This is a genomic window from Leclercia sp. LSNIH3 (assembly GCF_002935105.1).
Taxonomy (GTDB): domain Bacteria; phylum Pseudomonadota; class Gammaproteobacteria; order Enterobacterales; family Enterobacteriaceae; genus Enterobacter; species Enterobacter adecarboxylatus.
In genome coordinates, this window is sequence record NZ_CP026387.1 from 3740661 (window position 1) to 3761454 (window position 20794).

Sequence of the window (20794 nt, forward strand, 5' to 3'; positions counted from 1 at the left end):
CGCCTACGATCATACTTATTATCATGATGATATTTCGAGGTGGTTATGCGCTGGCAAGGGCGTCGTGGAAGTGACAATGTAGATGACAGACGTAATAGCGGTGGTCCGTCAATGGGGGGGCCGGGCTTCCGGCTGCCGGGAGGGAAGGGCGGCATCATTCTTTTGCTGGTAGTCGTGGTCGCGGGCTATTACGGGGTCGACTTGAGCGGGTTACTCACCGGGCAACCGATGCCGCAACAGCAGCAGGCGACACGCTCCATCAGTCCGAATGAAGATGAAGCAGCGAAATTCACCTCGGTGATCCTGGCGACCACGGAAGATACCTGGGGTCAGCTGTTCGACAAAATGGGCCGGACGTACCAGCAGCCGAAGCTGGTGATGTATCGTGGTGCCACACGCACCGGCTGCGGCACCGGGCAATCGGTGATGGGGCCGTTCTATTGCCCTGCCGACTCCACCGTCTATATCGATCTCTCCTTTTACGATGACATGAAACGCAAGCTGGGCGCCGACGGCGATTTTGCCCAGGGCTATGTCATCGCTCATGAAGTGGGTCATCACGTGCAGAAACTGCTCGGTATTGAGCCGAAGGTCCGTCAGCTACAGCAGAATGCCAGCGAAAGCGAAGTGAATGCGCTGTCGGTGCGTATGGAGCTGCAGGCCGACTGCTTTGCCGGCGTCTGGGGGCACAATATGCAGCAGGAGGGCGTGCTGGAGGCTGGCGATCTGGAAGAGGCGCTTAACGCCGCCCAGGCCATTGGCGACGATCGTCTGCAACAGCAAAGTCAGGGTCATGTGGTGCCAGACAGCTTTACGCACGGCACCTCGGCACAGCGTTACAGCTGGTTCAAAAAAGGTTTTGACGGCGGCGATCCGGCACAGTGCAACACCTTCGGTAAGGCCATCTAATTCACAATGTCAGGGATGAATTTATCAGGATTGCCTGAACAACTGGCGCGGGAGGGGCACCGGCGACTGCTGGTGCTGAGCGGGGACGACACATGGACGCAGCAACAGGCGCTGCTGCTGAAAGAAAGCTATCCCGGCGACTGGTTGTGGGTGGGCGACAATGCACCTCAGCTCCCGTCATGTTCGCCCCAGGCGCTGAATCAGCTGCTGGGGCGTGAATTTCTGCACGCCATCTTCGATGCCCGCCAGGGATTTGACGTCTCGGCGTTTGCGGCTGTGGGCGGCACCTTGCGCGCCGGAAGCCTGCTGGTGTTACTCACCTCCGCCCTGGCGCTATGGCCGGAAAAATCTGACCAGGACTCGCTGCGCTGGAGCGACAGGCCAGAGCCGATCCCCACGCCACGTTTTATTGAACATTTCTGCCGCCATATCTCCCGCGATCCGCAGGTTTTACTGTGGCAGCAGGGGGCACCTTGTCCTCCTATGCCAACCCACTCTGCCCCGGACTGGCACCCGGCCAGCGGTGAGCCGCAGCGCGAGCAGGCCGCGATCCTCGCCCACCTTACGACCCTGCCCGAAGGGGTTGCCGCCGTGACCGCAGCGCGCGGGCGCGGAAAGTCAGCGCTGGCAGGCATGCTGTTACGCCGTATTGCAGGCCACGCCATTGTGACGGCTCCCGCCAGAGCGGCGACAGAGGTTATCGCCCGCTTCGGTGGCGACCGCTATCACTTTATGGCCCCGGACGCGCTGCTGGCATCGGACGTGCGTGCTGACTGGCTGATCGTCGATGAGGCGGCGGCAATCCCCGGCCCGCTGCTGGCACAGCTGGTGACACGCTTCCCCCGGGTGTTGCTCACCACCACGGTGCAGGGGTATGAAGGCACCGGCAGGGGATTTTTGCTGAAATTCTGCGCCCGGTTTGCCGGGCTGCGTTACTTCACCCTGAGCGAACCGGTGCGCTGGGCGGCGGGTTGCCCGCTGGAGCGCATTATCGCCGAGGTACTGCTGTTTGATGATGCGCCCGAAGAGAGCCTTTCGCAGGGCGAGATCGTCTGTACGCCGATGGAGCAGGAGGCCTGGAGCCGCGACCCCGAACTCCCGGCAGCGGTTTATAAACTGCTCTGTGCCGCTCACTACCGGACCTCACCGCTGGATCTGCGGCGCATGATGGATGCCCCCGGGCAGCATTTTGCCGTCGCCCGTACGGGTGAGGACGTCTGCGGCGCGCTGTGGCTGGTGGAGGAGGGCGGCCTGAGTCCGGCACTCAGCCAGGCGGTGTGGGCGGGCTACCGGCGTCCACGCGGTAATCTGGTGGCGCAATCGCTGGCTGCCCATGGCGGATCGCCGCAGGCGGCCACGCTCACCGCCCGGCGGGTCACGCGCATTGCCGTCCATCCCGCTCGCCAGCGTGAGGGCATTGGTCAGGCGCTGATTGCCACAGCCCGCCAGCAGATGAACATCGACTACCTTTCCGTCAGCTTTGGCTATACCGGGGAGCTTTGGCGCTTCTGGCAGCGCTGCGGATTTATTCTGGTGCGCATCGGCAGTCACCGCGAGGCCAGCAGCGGTTGCTACACGGCAATGGCGATGCTGCCGCTCAGCGCGGCGGGGCAGGATTTGTGCCAGCGCGAACATCAGCGGCTCTGTCGCGATGCATCAGTTATTGAACGCTGGAACGGTGAAAAGATCCCGGTAGTGCCCACAGGTGAGGCTACCCTTAATGATGATGACTGGCTGGATTTGGCCGGGTTCGCCTTTGGGCATCGTCCCCTTTCGGCGGCGATGCCCAGCCTGACACGACTGCTACAGGCGACGGATCTGCCGCTGTCAGGGCTGCGAGGCAAAATCGAACAGGGGCTGGACGATAGCGCCCTGAGCCGCGCGCTGGCCCTCAGCGGACGTAAAGCCGTGTTGAGCCATCTGCGTACTGAAGCGGGCCAGGCGCTGGTTCAGCTCGACAGCGAACGCTGTCAGACGTTAAGGCACACCGTTTTGCAATGGCAATTTTTTCAATGACTTCATCAGTGAACTGGCATGTTCATTCTGCCTGTCAGGCGTAGAATCCCGCTTATCAATTAAGGAGACTGCTATGAAACATGACCATTTTGTTGTCCAAAGCCCCGATACACCGGCAAAGCAGCTGCTGCTCCTGTTTCATGGCGTCGGTGATAATCCGGTCAATATGGCGCAGATTGGCAGCTGGTTTGCGCCGCTGTTTCCCGATGCCCTGGTCGTCAGCGTCGGCGGCGCCGAGCCATGCGGCCCGAATGGTCGTCAGTGGTTTTCAGTGCAGGACGTGACGGAAGAGAGCCGTCAGGAGCGGGTGAATGCAATCATGCCGACATTTGTCGACACGGTGCGTTACTGGCAGCAGCAGAGCGGTGTTAAGGCGAACGCCACCGCCCTGATCGGGTTTTCTCAGGGAGCGATCATGGCGCTGGAGAGCATCAAGGCCGAGCCGGGCTTAGCCTCACGGGTCATTGCGTTCAACGGCCGCTATGCGACCCTGCCTGAACGGGCGAGCACAGAAACCACCATTCACCTGATCCACGGTGGGGAAGATCGCGTGATTGAGCTGTCCCACGCGGTTGCGGGCCAGGAAGCGTTGATCCGCGCAGGCGGCGATGTGACCCTGGATATTGTCGACGATCTGGGACACGCCATTGACGATCGCAGCATCCAGTTCGCGCTGGACCACCTGCGTTTTACCGTGCCGAAACACTACTTCGATGAAGCGCTCAGCGGCGGCAAGCCGAATGACGACGATATAGTTGAGTTTTTCTGAGAGATAACCCTCTCCCCGCCGGGGAGAGGGTTAAGCCATTACTCCTTCTGGTCTTTCTTCGGCCAGTCGTCTTCATCGTCCCACTTGTCGTTAAAATCACGATGTGGAGGGAGTTCAGGTTTGTTGGCGAGGAATTTCTTGTGGTCAACGCGCTTGAGATCCTTGATCACGTTCAGCAGTACGCCTACCAGAAAAACCAGTACCAGAAGCCACCAGTATTTAGCCAGCCAGTCCATTCGCTTATCCTTCTTTGGGGCAACCGTCAGGCGACGAGCTGCTCCATGATACGTTGATACATACGGGCCAGCAGTTGCAAATCAGCTGCATTCACGCATTCATTGATTTTATGAATGGTGGCATTCACCGGCCCAAGTTCGACCACCTGCGCACCCATACGGGCAATAAAGCGTCCGTCGGATGTGCCGCCCGTGGTCAGCAGTTGCGGTTTAATTTCATTATAGTGCGCGATAGCGTTAACCACCGCATCAACCAGCTTACCGCGCCCGGTCAGGAACGGCTGGCCAGAAATCCACCAGTCAATGCTGTAGCGCAGCTGGTGTTTCTCCAGCAGGGCTACGACGCGGGCTTTGATCATTTCGTCCGTCAGCTCGGTGCTGAAGCGGAAGTTAAACTGCACAAACAGGTCGCCGGGGATCACGTTGTTGCTGCCGGTACCGGCCTGGATATTGGCAATCTGCATGCTGGTCGGCGGGAAGTAGTCGTTGCCCTTGTCCCACTCGATCCCCACCAGCTCGTTGAGCATAGGTGCGGCGCGGTGTACCGGGTTATCAGCCAGATGCGGATAGGCTACGTGACCCTGCACGCCGTGAATGGTCAGGTTACAGGTCATAGAGCCGCGACGGCCATTTTTAACTACGTCACCCACCACTTCGGTGCTGGATGGCTCGCCCACCAGACAGTAGTCCAGGCGTTCGTTGCGCGCCATCAGCGTTTCCACCACCTTCACGGTGCCGTTTTTAGCGCTGGCCTCTTCATCAGAGGTGATTAAAAACGCCAGACGGCCTTTATGATTTGGGTATTGCGCCACGAAGCGTTCGGCGGCAACCACCATCGCTGCCAGCGAACCTTTCATGTCTGCCGCGCCGCGCCCAAACAGCATGCCGTCACGTATGGTTGGTTCGAAGGGGGGATTGATCCAGCGGTCAGCGTCACCGGCTGGCACCACATCAGTATGTCCGGCAAACGCCAGCGTTTCGCCCTGACCGCGCCAGGCCCAGAAATTTTGCGTATCGCCAAAATCCATAGGTTCGACGGTAAAACCAATCGCCCGCAGGCGTTCGATCATCAGCGCCTGACAACCTGCATCGTCCGGGCTAAGGGAGGGGCGGCGAATAAGCTGCTGAGTCAGCTCAATGACCGGGCATGACATAGACTACACCTCAATAAAATAGGTTTGGTATTGGTTTTCGTTAAAACCAAGCAGCATAGGCTTACCGGGCGCCCAGAGCAATGGGCGTTTGATGATTGCTGGCATTTCAAGCATTAAGGCGGCCGCGCTATCGGCATTGTTAATGCTTGCACGCAGTGTCTCATCCAGTTTGCGCCAGGTGGTGCCGCGGGTGTTCAGAAGGGCTTCCCAGCCCAGCTCAGCAATGAATTTCTGCATCAATTCAGCATCAAGACCGTCGGCGCGATAGTCGTGAAAACGGTAATCAACGTTGTTGGCCTCGAGCCAGCGGCGGGCTTTTTTTATGGTGTCGCAATTTTTGATGCCGTACAGGGTGATCATGGTGAATCCTTTTGTCTTAACAGCGAGCAATTGCTCAGTATTTTCGATGGTGTAGCGAACGCGAAAATATAACACGTTTGTTTTATGACTTTATTTTATATTCTGACCTGACATAGATAATGTACAGGTTATGAATATTATTTCATCTTTTACGCATAGAAGTCCATGTGCTAAAAACTGGTGAAAGAACAGCCACTAAATAACTTTTTCACCCTTAATTAAGGTTATTTCAAAATATTGCAGTTGGTCACATAAAATTTATCGGACTGGCCCCATATTATCTACAAGCCAGTCGTACCAACGGGGGTAGAGCAGTATCACTGATCAAAAAATCTTCACAACGATGATATATTCTCGTAGAATGGCCATAATAATAAGAGAGGTAGTTATGATTGAACGTGAACTGGGGAACTGGAAAGATTTTATCGAAGGTATGCTTCGTAAATGACATTCAGGAAGTAATGCAAGAGCACTTAATTAGCTGAATAACAATAGTGTGAAAATAAACACACAAAAAAGGCGGCCGGTAAGGACGCCTTTTTCTTTTTCAATATCTTATTTCCGTCGTTCCTTTAACGGGAAACGTCGCCGCACCAGCACAAAGAACAGCGGAACAAAGTAAATGGCGAGGACGGTCGCAGAGATCATCCCACCCATTACCCCGGTTCCCACCGCGTGCTGGCTGCTCGAACCCGCACCCGAGCTGGTCGCCATCGGCAACACACCGAAGACAAACGCCAGCGAGGTCATCAGAATCGGACGCAGGCGCTGGCGACAGGCGTCAAGGGTCGCAGCCAGTAAATCCTGACCCTTCTCATTCATCTCGTTAGCAAACTCGACAATCAGAATGGCGTTCTTCGCCGACAGGCCAATGACCGTTAACAGCCCGACCTGGAAGTAAACGTCGTTTTCCAGCCCGCGCATCCAGGTGGCGAGCAGAGCACCAATCACCCCCAGCGGCACCACCAGCATCACCGAGAACGGCACCGACCAGCTCTCATACAGGGCCGCCAGACAGAGGAACACCACCAGCAGCGACAGGGCATACAGCGCCGGCGCCTGGGCACCGGACAGACGCTCCTGATAGGACATCGCGGTCCACTCCAGGCCAAATCCGGCAGGTAGCTGCTGCACCAGGTTTTCCATCACATCCATAGCCGTACCGGTACTGACCCCCGGCGCGGCCTCACCGACAATTTCTACTGCCGAATAGCCGTTGTAGCGTTCCATACGCGGCGACCCGGTTTCCCAGCGTGAGGTGGCGAATGCCGAGAAGGGCACCATCCCGCCGTCTTTGTTCCGCACGTACCACATGTTGATATCGTCCGGCAGCATGCGGTATTTAGCCGCCGCCTGCACGTAGACCTTTTTCACGCGGCCCCGATCCATAAAGTCATTAACGTAGCTCGAACCCCATGCGGTTTGCAGGGTGTCGTTAATGTCGTCGATAGAGACGCCCAGCGCCTGCGCCTTGCGCTGGTCGATATCAATCTGCAGCTGTGGGCTGTCATCCAGACCGTTGTGGCGCACGCGGGTGAGGGAAGGATCTTCCCCGGCCAGCTCCAGCAGGCGGTCGCGTGCGGCCATCAGTGCCGTATGCCCGGCCCCGGCGTGATCCTGCAGCTCCATGTCAAAGCCTGCCGAACTGCCCAGCCCGCTGATTGCCGGTGGGCTGCTGGCGAAGACCCGCGCCTCTTTAATGCGGCTGAAGGCTTTGGTCGCGCGCTCGATAATGGCAAACGAGCTGCCCGTTTCGGCATCGCGCGCATCCCAGTCCTTCAGGCGCACGAACATACGCGCCACGTTCTGCCCGTTCCCGCCAGGGCCAGAGCCTACGGTGGCAAAGACTGACAGCACGTTATCTTTCTCTTTGGTGAAGAAATAGGACTCGACCTGCTGGACCACCTTCAGGGTTTGCTGTTGGGTCGAGCCGCTGGGTAACTGCACCGAGGTAATAAACATGCCCCGGTCTTCCAGGGGCAGGAATGAGGTGGGCAGACGCAGGAACAGGAATACCATGCCGCCCAGCAGAAGGACGTAGAACAGCACCCAGCGCAGGCTGCGGTGCAGGATGCGTCCGACACCCGCCTCATAGCGCGCGGCGTTGCGGTCAAACATGCGGTTGAACCAGCCGAAGAACCCTTTCTGGCCATGATGTTCGCCCTTATGCAACGGTTTGAGCAGGGTAGCGCACAGCGCCGGGGTAAGGATCATCGCCACCAGCACCGACAGGACCATTGCCGCAACGATGGTGATCGAGAACTGGCGGTAGATGGCACCCGTGGTGCCGCCAAAGAAGGCCATCGGCACGAACACCGCCGACAGCACCATGGCAATACCGACCAGCGCCCCCTGGATCTGCTTCATCGATTTTCGCGTCGCTTCGCGCGGGGTTAGCCCCTCTTCGCTCATGATGCGTTCAACGTTTTCCACCACCACGATGGCGTCATCCACCAGCAGGCCTATCGCCAGCACCATCGCAAACATGGTGAGGGTGTTGATGCTATAGCCAAAGGCGTAAAGCACCGTGAAGGTGCCCATCAGCACCACCGGTACGGCGATGGTCGGGATCAGCGTCGCGCGGAAGTTTTGCAGGAACAGGTACATCACCAGGAACACCAGGGCGATAGCTTCCAGCAGGGTTTTCACCACATCCTCAATCGAGGCTTTCACGAAAGAGGTGGTTTCGTAGGCAACTTTGTATTCAAGGCCGTGCGGGAAAAAGTGCGACAGCTCATCGAGGCGGTTGATGACCAGTTCAGCCGTGGCCATCTCGTTGGCCCCGGAGGCCAGCTTGACCCCCAGCCCGGAGGCTGGTTTACCGTTTAAGCGGCTCAGGTAGTCGTACTTCTCGGCACCCATTTCCACGGTGGCGACATCGCCCAGCCGCACTTCCGAACCATCTTGGTTAACGCGCAGGGTGATATCGCGGAACTGTTGCGGGGTCTGCAATAGCGACTGGGAGTTGATGGTGGCGTTCAGCGCCTGCTTATCAACGGACGGCGTACCGCCCAACTGGCCGACCGCAATCTGCGCGTTTTGTGATTCGATGGCGTCGGTGACGTCTTTTACCGTCATCTGGAAACTGTTCAGCTTGGCCGGATCGAGCCAGATGCGCATTGAGTATTGTGAGCCGTAGGCGTCGATATCCCCCACGCCGTTGATGCGGCTGAGCGGATCCTGAATATTACTGGCAACATAGTCAGCGATATCCTGCTTATCCATCGAGCCGTCGGTGGAGACAAAGGCGATGGTCAGAATGTTGGTATCGCCGGTTTTACGCACCGTCACGCCCTGATTCTGCACCGCCTGCGGCAGCTTGCGCAGCGCAGACTGTAGCTGGTTTTGCACCTGTTGCACCGCTTCATCCGGGTCCGCGCCTGCGGTAAAGCTCAGCGTGACCGTCGCCTGCCCGGTGGCGCTGCTCTGGGAGGACATATACATCAGGTTATCGAGACCGGTCATGTTCTGCTCGATCACCTGGGTGACGGTATTCTCAAGCGTTTGTGCGGATGCCCCCGGATAGTTAGCCGTGATCCGCACATTAGGCGGAGCCAGATCCGGGTACTGCTCAACAGGAAGGGAAAAAATGGCCAGCGTGCCGGTCAGGCACAACAGAATTGCCAGCACCCAGGCAAAAATGGGGCGATCGATGAAAAAATTCGCCATTAAAATAAGACCTCGTTTTGCTGCGCGTCGTCATTGTAAATTGCCCGCATAACTCTAGCGGCAAGGCGGATGTCAAACGTGGAGAAATAAAGGAGATAATGTAAATTATCATGCGCTTTATCCGCGCGATTCCCCCTGTGAAGCGGTGAGTATTATCCATCCTCATGGCTGACTGGTGACTTTCCGCCTGATTTTACCGTTATTTACCCTCAGTACCGGCTGACGAGCGGAAACAGACGCTGACCTCCGTCCCTCCCCCCGGCGGCTGCGAGAAGTGCAGGGTGCCCCCCAGCCTGTCGGCGCGCTCCCGCATAATGTTCAGGCCATAGTGACCCGGCGGCTCGCTGGCGTCGCCAATGCCGATCCCGTCGTCGCGGATGTTCACCCTGTGGCTGCCGTCCGGTGCAGTGACGCAGTTGACCTGAATATCGCTTGCCTGGGCGTGCTTGATGGCGTTCAGCACCGCCTCGCGCACAATCTGTAGCAGGTGTACCTGCATCTGGGCGTCCAGCGCCAGGGAGGAGAGCTGACAGTCGAGACTCAGTTTTGCACGGGTCTGCTTTTGCAGATCGTCCAGCGTCTCCTGTAACGCGGCGGGCAGGTTGGCCTGGTTCAGCGTCAGCCGGAAGGTGGTAAGCAGCTCGCGCAGCTGACGGTAAGCGGCATTCAAGGCACGGGAGAAATCGGTGATGATCGCCTGCGCGGCGTCGTTCTCCTCCGGCACCGCATGTTTAAGCAGCGTCAGCTGGATGCGCAGATACGACAGCACCTGTGCCAGCGAGTCGTGCAGTTCGCGGGCGATGGTAGCGCGCTCCTCCATCAACAGCAGCTGGTGGTAATGTTTTTGCGCCTGGTTGGAGAAAAGGCCGCGCCCGAGCATGGTGGCGACGCTTTTCATCAGCGGTATCGGGACGGCGCGCTGCTCGCTTTGCCAGCGCAGCTCACCGAACCGGGTATCCAGCATAATCACCGGCAGCACCTGCGTCTCAAGGTGTTCCCTTGCCTCGCCCTCCTGCATTTTCCAGCCGTCGCTGGTATGCAGCGCCAGCCAGCTGATCCCGGTATATTCGCGCACGGTTTGCAGGATATGACGGAAACAGTGGCTGTCGATTTTGCTGGTGTTCATCGCCTGCGAGCAGGTAAACAGCATCTCAAGCTGCTGATGGGCTTCGTGCAGGTGGTGAGTCTTCTCTTCGACCGAAATTTCCAGCGAGCGATACAGGCTGTGCAGCTCGGTCGCCATATGGTTAAAGGTGCGGGAGAGCAGGCCAAGCTCGTTTGGCAGATCGGTATCCGGCACCGGGGTATCAAACCGGCCTTGCTCAATGTGCTGGCTGGAGGCGACCAGGTGATTGAGTGGGGCAACCACCTGCTGGCGGATCCGGCGCAGCGTGCTGAACGCCAGCAGGATAATGCCGATCCCACCGGCAAAGGAGATGGCGAACACCAGCTGGATTTTATGTTCGGCGTAATGCTGCAGGGAGAGCACAAAGGCGTCGATGCGCGCCACATACTCATCCATGTGGTTCTGATACCAGCTGTAATCGCCCTGCGCGAGCTTTTCGTCCACGCCCTGCCACGCCAGCTGCAACAGGTGATAGCGCTGTTGAACCTCATCCGGCACATACCAGCTTTTTAGGGTGAGTAGCGCGGGGGCGTTCAGCGTTTGCTGCCAGGCCTGCCGATGGACCAGCAGATCGGCATTACCCCGCTGCATATCGTAACCCAGGCGATAGCTCTGCATCCGCAGTGACCCCGCCAGGTTGATCGCTTCGGCGTCACGCTGGCTGCTGGCGAGGGTAAACAGCGCAATCGCGCTCGTCAGAAGTGACAGGGCAATGATGGCGAAAAAGGCCCGGGCAAGAGTGCGTGAAACCGGTTGTTTGACTATCACAAATCGCGTCCTGAGCTAATACGAAGTAGGCCTGATAAGCGTTTCCGCAGGGGAATGAAACGTAATTTCATCAGGAATGAAATTAATTGATCTGACACAGGTTCAGGCAAAATAGTTCGTGTTCCTGGGCAATTGAACATTGCCTCAACCCGTTGCGGTCGGTAAATAATTTATTCATATAAAGAATAAGGTTATTCAGCCCAGCGGGGGAACCGTGATGAATCATTTTATTATGGCAAACAGCCAGCTCTGCATTGGATGTCGTGCCTGCGAAGTGGCGTGCGTCATGGCGCATCATAATGAACAACATGCTCTTAGCGCGCGCCATTTTACCCCTCGCATCACCGTGGTGAAAGAGGGCAACAAACACAGCGCCGTTACCTGTCACCACTGTGAGAACGCCCCCTGCATACAGAGCTGCCCGAACGGCGCTATCGACCGGATGCGCGACAGTGTGCAGGTGGATGAACAGAAGTGTATCGGCTGTAAAGCCTGTGTCGTGGCCTGTCCGTTCGGCACCATGGAGGTGGTCACCACGGCGCAGGCGGCCACCGCGCAGAAGTGCGATCTCTGCCTGGATCGCCCCCAGGGACCGGCTTGCGTGGCGAACTGCCCGGCGGATGCCCTGTCGCGGGTCACGCCCGATACCCTGAACCAGCTGGCCCGCACACGACGGGTGCGCACGGCGCGTCACGAGGCCCAGCCCTGGCAAACAGGGGAGGCGGCCACGTCCCGGAAGATGAGCAAACGCGAGCGTATGTTTGCCCTGGCCGCGCGCGGCGAGCCGGATAAACGCTCTCCCGAAGCGCGTAGGGATAATTTCGACGAAATCTATCTGCCGTTCAGTGCGGTGCAGGCGCAGCGCGAGGCCGACCGCTGCCTGACCTGCGGGGAGCATTCGGTGTGCGAATGGACCTGCCCGCTGCATAACCATATTCCCCAGTGGATCGAGCGAGTGAAAGCCGGAGATATCGACGCCGCGGTGGAGTTATCCCATCAGACCAACTGCCTGCCGGAGATTACCGGGCGGGTCTGCCCTCAGGACAAACTGTGCGAAGGAGCCTGCACGGTGCGGGACGTGGCCGGGTCGGTGACCATAGGCAACATTGAACGCTATATCTCCGACCAGGCGCTGGCGAAGGGCTGGCGACCCGATCTGCGCCACGTCACGCCCGTCAATAAGCAGGTCGCCATCGTCGGTGCCGGTCCTGCCGGGCTGGCATGCGCCGATGCGTTAATCCGCCGCGGCATTCGCGTCACGGTCTTTGATCGCCACCCGGAGATTGGCGGCCTGCTTACCTTCGGCATTCCCGCCTTTAAGCTGGATAAATCGCTGCTGGCCCGTCGTCGGGAAATCTTCACGGCGATGGGCATTCGCTTCGAGCTTAACTGCGAGGTGGGTAAGGATATCCCGCTGGCGCAGCTGCTCAGCGAATACGATGCCCTGTTTGTGGGCGTGGGCACCTACCGTTCGATGAAGGCGGGCATACCCCATGAAGAGGCACCCGGCGTCTACGATGCGCTGCCGTTCCTGGTGGGCAACACCCGACAGCTCATGGGGCTACCGCCGTCGGGGGAGGAACCCTTTATCGATACCGCCGGGCTGAACGTGGTGGTGCTGGGCGGCGGCGATACGGCGATGGACTGCGTGCGCACCGCGCTGCGCCACGGGGCTGCCAGCGTTACCTGCGCCTACCGTCGGGATGAGGCCAACATGCCGGGGTCGAAAAAGGAGGTCAAAAATGCCCGGGAAGAGGGGGCTGCCTTTGAATTTAACGTGCAACCGGTGGCGCTGACCCTGGAGGATACCGGACGGGTTAACGGCATTCGCCTGCTGCGCACCCGACTGGGTGAGCCGGATGCCCAGGGACGCCGCCGCCCGATGCCTGTCGACGGTAGCGAGTTTGTGATGCCTGCCGATGCGGTAATTATGGCCTTTGGCTTCAACCCGCATGGGATGCCCTGGCTACAGGCGCAGGGCGTGGAGGTGGATGCGTGGGGGCGGATCGCGGCAAGCGTTGAGACGCGCTACCGCTATCAAACCACTAATCCGCAGATCTTTGCCGGTGGCGATGCGGTGCGGGGGGCCGATCTGGTGGTGACGGCGATGGCGGAAGGGCGACACGCCGCCCAGGGGATCGCCGACTGGCTTGGCGTCGATGCGCCCGCCGCGCATTAACCTGACGGACGACAACGCGGGCTTCACAGCGTAGTATGACCAGCATGTTTTGCGCTATGGAGCCTGTGTAACCTTGAAAATTGAACTGATTAAAGACAAGTGCCTCTCGGATAACTATTTCATTCTGCGCAACCTGACTTACGATTTGACGCGGCGTAACGGCGAAGTGGTGCGCCACAAACGCGAAGTCTACGATCGGGGCAACGGCGCTACAGTCCTGCTCTATAACCCGCAGAAGCAGAGCGTGGTGCTGATTCGCCAGTTCCGTATCGCCACCTGGGTGAACGGCAATCCCGACGGGCGATTGATTGAAACCTGTGCCGGACTGCTGGATAACGACGAGCCGGAAGTCTGCATTCGTAAAGAGGCTATCGAAGAGACCGGGTTTATTGTCGGTGAAGCGCGTAAGGTGTTTGAACTGTACATGTCTCCCGGTGGGGTGACGGAAATCGTCCATTTCTTCGTGGCAGAATACAGCGACGCACAGCGCGCGGGTAAAGGCGGCGGCATAGAAGACGAAGAGATCGAGGTGCTGGAGCTGCCCTTTAGCGAGGCGCTATCGATGGTACAATCGGGTGAAATCCGGGACGGCAAAACGGTGATACTCTTACAGTATTTGCGCAGTTCCGGGTTAATGGGTTGATCTTATTATTTTTCATAAGATGTATTTTATATAAATCTATCCGATAAATCCGATTGAGTAAGCCCGGCCTGAGCAGGAAGATACGGTTTGTTTGTCAGTTTTGCTTCCGGGATCCTGCTATTCATGCGTCACAGCCTTTTTCTTATCTTTATGCTCAGCGTGCTGCCCGCAGCTCTGGTTCAGGCGGCACCTGCACAGCAGTTGTTTACTGACTGGCAGGTGACCTGCAACAACCAGAACTTTTGCATTGCGCGCAATACCGGTGAGCATAACGGGCTGGTGATGACCCTGAGCCGCAGCGCCGGGGCGAAAACCGATGCGGTACTGCGTATCGATCTCGGCGGGCTGGCGACCATTGATCCCAAAGCACCCGCCATTGCGCCTCGCTTACTGCTCGACGGCGAGCCACTGCAACTTGCTCCTCCGCACTGGCAGGTGACCCCCTGGCGCCTGATCACCGATCATGCCGCCACCATTACTGCCTTGCTGACCACGCTTCAGCAAAAAAAAGCAATCACCCTCGCGAATGGCAAGCAGGTTATTTCCCTTGATGGACTGAAAGAGGCGCTGCAGTTTATCGACGCCCAGCAAAAGCGTGGCGGGAGTGAAACCGCGTGGATCAACAAAGGCGCTCAACCGCCGCTCAGCGTACCGCCTGCCCCTGCGCTGAAAGAGGTGGCCGTGGTTAACCCGACCCCCACACCTTTAACCCGCGAGGAGCGCAGCGATCTTACCGACTATGGCTCCTGGCGCATTAACAGCAGCCAGTGTTCGCTCGATCCGGCGCGACGTGAAGTGCGGGTCACCGCCTTAACCGATGACAAAGCGCTGCTGATGATCAGCTGTGAGGCAGGGGCCTATAACACCGTCGATTTGGCCTGGCTGGTGTCGCGTAAAAAGCCCTTTGCCTCCCATCTCGTGCGTCTGCGCCTGCCTTTTATGCCGTCGAGCGACAGCAGCGAGATGGAGTTAATGAATGCCAGCTTCGATGAAAAAAACCGCGAGTTGACGACCCTGGCTCTGGGGCGCGGGATTGGCGATTGCGGGATCCAGACGCGCTGGCGTTTCACCGGGCAGCGTTTCCGTCTGGTGCGGTATGCGGAAGAGCCGACTTGTGATAACTGGCATGGGCCAGACGCGTGGCCGACGTTGTGGATCACACGATAAAAGCAAAACGGTAACCACAAGGTTACCGTTTTTTGTTGGTTCCCTCTCCCGGAAGAGAGGGCTGCACAGGCACTTACAGCAACGCCTGCGCCTTCTCTACCACGTTCTCGACGGTAAAGCCGAAGAACGGGAACAGCTTCTCGGCAGGTGCCGATTCGCCATAACCGGTCATGCCGACGATTGCCCCCTTCAGACCGACATATTTGTACCAGTAATCCGCGATACCCGCTTCGACCGCTACACGTGCCGTGACATCCGACGGCAGTACCGACTCGCGGTACGCTTCATCCTGGGCATCAAAGATATCCGTTGACGGCAGCGACACCACCCGCACCGTATGACCTTCCGCGGTCAGCTTCTCCGCCGCCTTGACGGTGATCTCCATCTCCGACCCGGTAGCAATCAGAATCAGATCCGGCTTGCCGCCGCTGTCTTTCAGGATATACCCGCCGCGGGCAATATTTTTCACCTGTTCCGGGGTGCGCTCGATCTGCGCCAGATTCTGGCGCGACAGGATCAGTGCCGTCGGGCCGTTATGGCGTTCTACCGCCAACTTCCAGCCCACCGCCGCCTCAACCTGATCGCATGGACGCCAGGTACTGAAGTTTGGCGTCAGGCGCAGGCTGGCAAGCTGTTCCACCGCCTGGTGGGTCGGGCCATCTTCACCCAGCCCGATAGAGTCGTGGGTATAGACCATGATCTGCCGGGCCTTCATCAGCGCCGCCATACGCGCGGCGTTACGCGCATATTCCACGAACATCAGGAAGGTGGCGGTATAAGGCACAAACCCGCCGTGATGGGCGATACCGTTGGCAATGGCGGTCATGCCGAACTCACGCACCCCGTAGTGGATATAGTTCCCGGCGATATCTTCTTTCAGCGAGGTGGAGCCAGACCAGATGGTGAGGTTACTCGGGGCCAAATCCGCTGAGCCGCCCAGCAGCTCGGGCAGGATGGGGCCAATGGCGTTCAGGGTATTCTGCGACGCCTTACGGGTTGCGATTTTCGCCGGGTTAGCCTGTAAGTTCTCAATCAGCGCCTGCGTCGTCTCTTCCCAGTTCTCCGGCAGACCGCCGCTCATGCGACGGCTGAACTCGGCCGCCAGCTCCGGGTGCGCTTTCTGGTAGGCGGCAAATTTGTCGTTCCAGGCCGCCTGCGCTTTTTCGCCCTCCTCACGGGCATCCCAGGCTTTATAAATCTCTTTTGGGATCTCAAAGGCAGGGTATTTCCAGCCCAGCTTCTGGCGGGTCAGCGCCACTTCCTCTTCGCCCAGCGCCGCGCCGTGGGATTCTTCTTTGCCGGCTTTGTTCGGCGAACCGAATCCGATGACCGTGCGACAGATAATCAGCGACGGTTTATCGGTCACGCTTTGCGCTTCAAGAATGGCCGCTTTTAGCGCCTCTGGATCGTGGCCGTCAATCTCATGCACCACGTGCCAGTGATAGGCTTCAAAGCGTTTTGCCGTGTCGTCAGTGAACCAGCCCTCGGTCTCGCCATCGATGGAGATGCCGTTGTGATCGTAGAAGCCAATCAGTTTGCCCAGCCCCAGCGTGCCCGCCAGAGAACAGACCTCGTGAGAGATCCCTTCCATCAGACAGCCATCGCCCATAAAGACATACGTGAAGTGATCGACAATCTCATGATCCGGCTGGTTAAACTGCGCCGCCAGCGTGCGCTCGGCAATCGCCAGCCCGACAGCATTCGCCAGCCCCTGACCCAGCGGGCCGGTGGTGGTCTCCACCCCAGGCGTATAGCCAATCTCCGGGTGGCCCGGGGTTTTCGAGTGCAGCTGGCGGAAGTTTTTCAGTTCCTCAAGCGGCAGGTTATAGCCGGAGAGGTGTAACAGGCTGTAGAGCAGCGTTGACGCGTGACCGTTAGAGAGAATAAAGCGGTCGCGGTCGTACCACGTTGGATCGTTAGGGTTATGCTTCAGGAAATCATTCCACAAGACTTCAGCGATATCGGCCATGCCCATTGGTGCGCCTGGATGACCGGAATTGGCTTTTTGCACGGCATCCATGCTGAGGGCGCGAATGGCATTGGCTAACTCTTTACGGGACATAGTTCACTCCATGGCAAGGTTACAGTTTGGCGGCGAGCAGATCTTCGAGTTTGCGTTGGTCGACCGCGAAGAGACGGATCCCTTCTGACAGCTTATCGACCGCCATGGCGTCCTGATTATGCTCCCAGCGGAATTCGGCTTCGGTCATAGGTTTGGGTTTAGGCAACACGGTTGATGATGGTACCAGGCGGCGGATGACCTCCTCCTCTTTATCCTGCAACTCCTGCAACAGGTTAGGGGAGATGGTCAGTCGATCGCAGCCGGTGAGGGCCAGGATCTGCTCGGTCCGGCGGAAGCTGGCGCCCATCACGATGGTCTCGTAGCGGTGCTGCTTATAGTAATCGTAGATATTGCGTACCGATTTCACGCCGGGATCTTCCTCGACGACGTACGGGTCCATTGGCTGGCGGGCCTGATACCAGTCGTAAATACGCCCGACAAACGGAGACACCAGGAACACCCCGGCTTCGGCGCAGGCGCGTGCCTGAGCAAAAGAGAACAGCAGCGTCAGGTTGCAGTTAATTCCCTCTTTCTCCAGCACCTCGGCGGCGCGGATCCCCTCCCAGGTGGAGGCCAGCTTGATCAGAATGCGCGATTTATCAACATCCTGCTCCTCGTAGAGCTGCACAATATGTCGCGCTTTGGCGATGCTTTTCTCCTGGTCAAAGGAGAGTCGGGCGTCCACTTCGGTCGAGACGCGTCCCGGAATGCTTTTCAGAATTTCGCTACCAATATTGACCGCGAGCTTATCGCTGGCCTCAGCGACCTGTTGCTCTTTGGTTTTTCCCCGCCCTTTGCCGTAGGCAATCGCATCGTCAATCAGATGCGAAAAGTGCGACAGCCCGGCGGCTTTCAGCAGCAGCGACGGGTTGGTGGTCGCATCCTGTGGCTGGTAATGGCGGATAGATTCGATATCACCGCTGTCAGCAACGACCGTGGTGAATTGTTTGATGCCGTCTAGTTGGTTCATAAATGATTACTCCTTGGAAATAAAAGAGTTGATTGAGTGTGTTAGATCACACTTCTGCGAAATTCGCGATGTACTTAACAAAAAAGCATAGCAGACGGACATGGTCTTGCTTCGCTGGGCAGGTAACATGATTGTTATAAATTGCTAACAATTTTTGTTTTTTTGATGGTGAGACTTTGGCAGCCTTCAAAGTTTGAACCGCAGGCAGCAGCGATACTATCCGCCACCCAGGGTGAACTCAGACCATAACAACATCACCCATTTTGAACGACACGCTAAAGGAACCTTACAATGGACGAGCAGTTAAGACAGAGCGCCCTAGATTTTCATGAATTTCCCGTACCCGGCAAAATTCAGGTCTCTCCTACCAAGCCCCTCGCAACCCAGCGTGACCTGGCGTTAGCCTACTCGCCGGGCGTTGCCGCGCCGTGCCTTGAGATCGAAAAAGATCCGCTGGCGGCCTACAAATACACGGCCCGTGGCAACCTGGTGGCGGTGATCTCCAACGGCACCGCAGTGCTGGGACTGGGCAATATCGGGGCGCTGGCCGGTAAACCGGTGATGGAAGGCAAGGGCGTGCTGTTCAAGAAATTTGCCGGTATCGACGTGTTTGATATTGAAGTGGATGAGCTTGACCCGGACAAATTCATTAACGTGGTGGCCGCGCTGGAGCCGACGTTTGGCGGCATCAACCTCGAGGACATCAAAGCGCCGGAATGTTTCTATATCGAGCAGAAACTGCGTGAACGCATGAACATTCCAGTGTTCCACGACGATCAGCACGGAACGGCGATCATCAGTACCGCTGCCATTCTGAACGGCCTTCGGGTGGTGGAGAAGAATCTTTCTGACGTGCGCATGGTGGTCTCTGGCGCGGGCGCGGCAGCCATCGCCTGTATGAACCTGCTGGTGGCGCTGGGGATGCAGAAGCACAACATCGTGGTCTGCGACTCCAAAGGCGTTATTTACAAAGGCCGCGAAGCCAATATGGCCGAAACCAAAGCCGCCTACGCCGTTGACGACGACGGCAAGCGCAGCTTGGCAGATGTCATGGACGGTGCGGATATCTTCCTCGGCTGCTCAGGCCCGAAAGTGCTGAATGAAGAGATGGTGATGAAGATGGCGCGTGCGCCGCTGATCCTCGCTCTGGCAAACCCGGAGCCGGAGATCCTGCCGCCACTGGCCAAAGCCGTGCGCCCGGATGCCATCATCTGCACCGGCCGTTCTGATTACCCGAACCAGGTGAATAACGTTCTCTGCTTCCCGTTCATCTTCCGTGGCGCGCTGGATGTCGGTGCCACTGCCATTAACGAAGAGATGAAGCTGGCGGCGGTTCATGCCATTGCTGAGCTGGCCCATGCGGAGCAGAGCGAAGTGGTGGCCTCCGCCTATGGCGATCAGGATCTGAGCTTCGGCCCGGACTACATCATTCCTAAGCCCTTCGATCCACGCCTGATTGTCAAAATCGCGCCAGCGGTGGCGAAGGCGGCGATGGACTCCGGCGTGGCGACGCGCCCGATCACCGACTTCGACGCCTATGTCGATAAGCTGACCGAGTTCGTCTACAAAACCAACCTGTTCATGAAGCCGATTTTCTCCCAGGCGCGTGCAGATGCGAAACGCGTGGTGCTGGCCGAAGGGGAGGAGGCGCGTGTCCTGCACGCCACTCAGGAGCTGGTGAGCCTGGGGCTGGCCAAACCGATCCTGATTGGTCGTCCGAGCGTGATTGAGATGCGTATCCAGAAGCTGGGCCTGCAAATTAAAGCGGGCGTGGACTTTGAGATCGTCAACAATGAATCCGATCCGCGCTTCAAGGAGTACTGGAACGAGTATTACGCCATCATGAAACGTCGGGGGATCACCCAGGAGCAGGCCCAGCGGGCAGTGATCAGCAATACTACGGTGATCGGCGCGATCATGGTTCACCGTGGCGAAGCCGACGCGCTGATCTGTGGCACCATTGGTGACTATCATGAGCATTTCAGCGTGGTGCAGGAGATCTTCGGCTATCGCGAAGGTGTGCATACCGCCGGGGCGATGAACGCCCTGTTATTGCCGAGTGGTAACACCTTCATTGCCGATACCTACGTCAATGACGATCCAACCCCGGAAGAGCTGGCAGAAATCACGGTGATGGCGGCGGAAACGGTGCGTCGCTTTGGTATCGAACCGAAAGTAGCGCTGCTGTCGCACTCCAACTTTGGCTCGTCCAAATCGGCAGCTGCCTGCAAAATGCGTGAGACTTTAGCGTTGGTCCGCGAGCGCGCGCCTGAGCTGATGATCGACGGTGAGATGCACGGCGATGCCGCTCTGGTGGAGAGCATCCGTAACGAGCGGATGCCGGACAGCCCGCTGAAAGGCTCTGCCAACGTGCTGATCATGCCGAATGTCGAGGCGGCGCGTATCAGTTATAACCTGCTGCGCGTCTCCAGTTCGGAAGGGGTGACCGTCGGGCCGGTGCTGATGGGCGTGGCGAAACCAGTGCATGTATTGACCCCGATTGCCTCCGTGCGCCGTATTGTGAACATGGTGGCGCTGGCGGTGGTAGAGGCGCAGACACAGCCGCTGTAACCCCTCACCCTAACCCTCTCCCCATAGGGGAGAGGGGACTGTACGGAGCCGTCTTTTCGCCCTTGCCCGTTTGGGGAGAGGGGACTGCACGGAGCCGTCTTTTCACCCTCGCCCGTTTGGGGAGAGGGGACTGCACGGAGCCGTTTTTTCGCCCTTGCCCGTTTGGAGAGAGGGACTGCAGGGAGCCGTCTTTTC

Annotated in this window: 15 protein-coding genes; 8 read left to right on the plus strand and 7 right to left on the minus strand. The window is 58.2% G+C overall.

Annotated features, from left to right (window positions below):
- Nucleotides 1-45 precede the first annotated feature (45 nt).
- From ypfJ to ypfH, 3 genes are all read left to right on the plus strand, one after another.
- Nucleotides 46-909: a KPN_02809 family neutral zinc metallopeptidase gene (gene ypfJ, locus C3F35_RS18175; protein ID WP_059307420.1), complete on the plus strand. Its 864-nt coding sequence runs from the start codon at nucleotides 46-48 to the stop codon at nucleotides 907-909.
- A gap of 15 nt (nucleotides 910-924) precedes the next feature.
- On the plus strand, nucleotides 925-2925 hold the full coding sequence (locus C3F35_RS18180; RefSeq protein ID WP_327061924.1) for a tRNA(Met) cytidine acetyltransferase TmcA: 2001 nt from the start codon (nucleotides 925-927) through the stop codon (nucleotides 2923-2925).
- A gap of 73 nt (nucleotides 2926-2998) precedes the next feature.
- Nucleotides 2999-3694: an esterase gene (gene ypfH / locus C3F35_RS18185; protein WP_077226704.1), complete on the plus strand. Its 696-nt coding sequence runs from the start codon at nucleotides 2999-3001 to the stop codon at nucleotides 3692-3694.
- A gap of 38 nt (nucleotides 3695-3732) precedes the next feature.
- Here the strand turns inward: ypfH and C3F35_RS18190 are convergent, their stop codons facing one another.
- From C3F35_RS18190 to C3F35_RS18200, 3 genes are read right to left on the minus strand one after another with little or no spacing between them, the layout of a single operon-like run.
- A complete protein-coding gene (locus tag C3F35_RS18190) occupies nucleotides 3733-3930 on the minus strand; it encodes a YpfN family protein (RefSeq protein WP_103793036.1) in 198 nt (65 codons plus the stop codon).
- Nucleotides 3931-3956: 26 nt separating this feature from the next.
- Nucleotides 3957-5084, minus strand: coding sequence for a succinyl-diaminopimelate desuccinylase (gene dapE / locus C3F35_RS18195; protein WP_032613034.1), 1128 nt, complete (start codon nucleotides 5082-5084; stop codon nucleotides 3957-3959).
- A gap of 3 nt (nucleotides 5085-5087) precedes the next feature.
- Complete coding sequence (locus C3F35_RS18200) at nucleotides 5088-5444, minus strand: ArsC family reductase (RefSeq protein WP_059307423.1); 357 nt, start codon at nucleotides 5442-5444, stop codon at nucleotides 5088-5090.
- 388 nt (nucleotides 5445-5832) lie between these two features.
- Here C3F35_RS18200 and ypfM point away from each other — a divergent pair, with 388 nt between their 5' ends.
- On the plus strand, nucleotides 5833-5892 hold the full coding sequence (gene ypfM / locus C3F35_RS18205; RefSeq protein WP_015572204.1) for a protein YpfM: 60 nt from the start codon (nucleotides 5833-5835) through the stop codon (nucleotides 5890-5892).
- A 107-nt stretch (nucleotides 5893-5999) separates the two neighbouring features.
- Here ypfM and acrD read toward each other — a convergent pair whose 3' ends face one another.
- A complete protein-coding gene (gene acrD, locus C3F35_RS18210; protein ID WP_103793035.1) occupies nucleotides 6000-9113 on the minus strand; it encodes a multidrug efflux RND transporter permease AcrD in 3114 nt (1037 codons plus the stop codon).
- Nucleotides 9114-9312: 199 nt separating this feature from the next.
- Nucleotides 9313-11007, minus strand: coding sequence for a nitrate/nitrite two-component system sensor histidine kinase NarQ (narQ, locus tag C3F35_RS18215; RefSeq protein ID WP_103793034.1), 1695 nt, complete (start codon nucleotides 11005-11007; stop codon nucleotides 9313-9315).
- Between the two features lie 217 nt (nucleotides 11008-11224).
- Here narQ and aegA point away from each other — a divergent pair, with 217 nt between their 5' ends.
- The 3 genes from aegA (at nucleotide 11225) to C3F35_RS18235 (ending at nucleotide 14996) form a co-directional block, all read left to right on the plus strand.
- Nucleotides 11225-13186, plus strand: coding sequence for a formate-dependent uric acid utilization protein AegA (gene aegA, locus C3F35_RS18225; protein WP_103793033.1), 1962 nt, complete (start codon nucleotides 11225-11227; stop codon nucleotides 13184-13186).
- 73 nt (nucleotides 13187-13259) lie between these two features.
- Complete coding sequence (gene nudK, locus C3F35_RS18230; protein WP_371320507.1) at nucleotides 13260-13829, plus strand: GDP-mannose pyrophosphatase NudK; 570 nt, start codon at nucleotides 13260-13262, stop codon at nucleotides 13827-13829.
- Nucleotides 13830-13952: 123 nt separating this feature from the next.
- Nucleotides 13953-14996, plus strand: a complete 1044-nt coding sequence (locus C3F35_RS18235) for a DUF1176 domain-containing protein (protein ID WP_077226740.1) — start codon at nucleotides 13953-13955, stop codon at nucleotides 14994-14996.
- Nucleotides 14997-15069: 73 nt separating this feature from the next.
- Here the strand turns inward: C3F35_RS18235 and tkt are convergent, their stop codons facing one another.
- Nucleotides 15070-17058: a transketolase gene (tkt, locus tag C3F35_RS18240; protein WP_103793031.1), complete on the minus strand. Its 1989-nt coding sequence runs from the start codon at nucleotides 17056-17058 to the stop codon at nucleotides 15070-15072.
- A 19-nt stretch (nucleotides 17059-17077) separates the two neighbouring features.
- Nucleotides 17078-18028 (minus strand): transaldolase, encoded by a 951-nt coding sequence (gene tal, locus C3F35_RS18245; protein ID WP_032613020.1) that lies wholly within the window; start codon nucleotides 18026-18028, stop codon nucleotides 17078-17080.
- Nucleotides 18029-18319: 291 nt separating this feature from the next.
- Between tal and maeB the strand changes: the two genes are divergently transcribed.
- Complete coding sequence (maeB, locus tag C3F35_RS18255) at nucleotides 18320-20599, plus strand: NADP-dependent oxaloacetate-decarboxylating malate dehydrogenase (RefSeq protein ID WP_032613018.1); 2280 nt, start codon at nucleotides 18320-18322, stop codon at nucleotides 20597-20599.
- Nucleotides 20600-20794 lie beyond the last annotated feature (195 nt).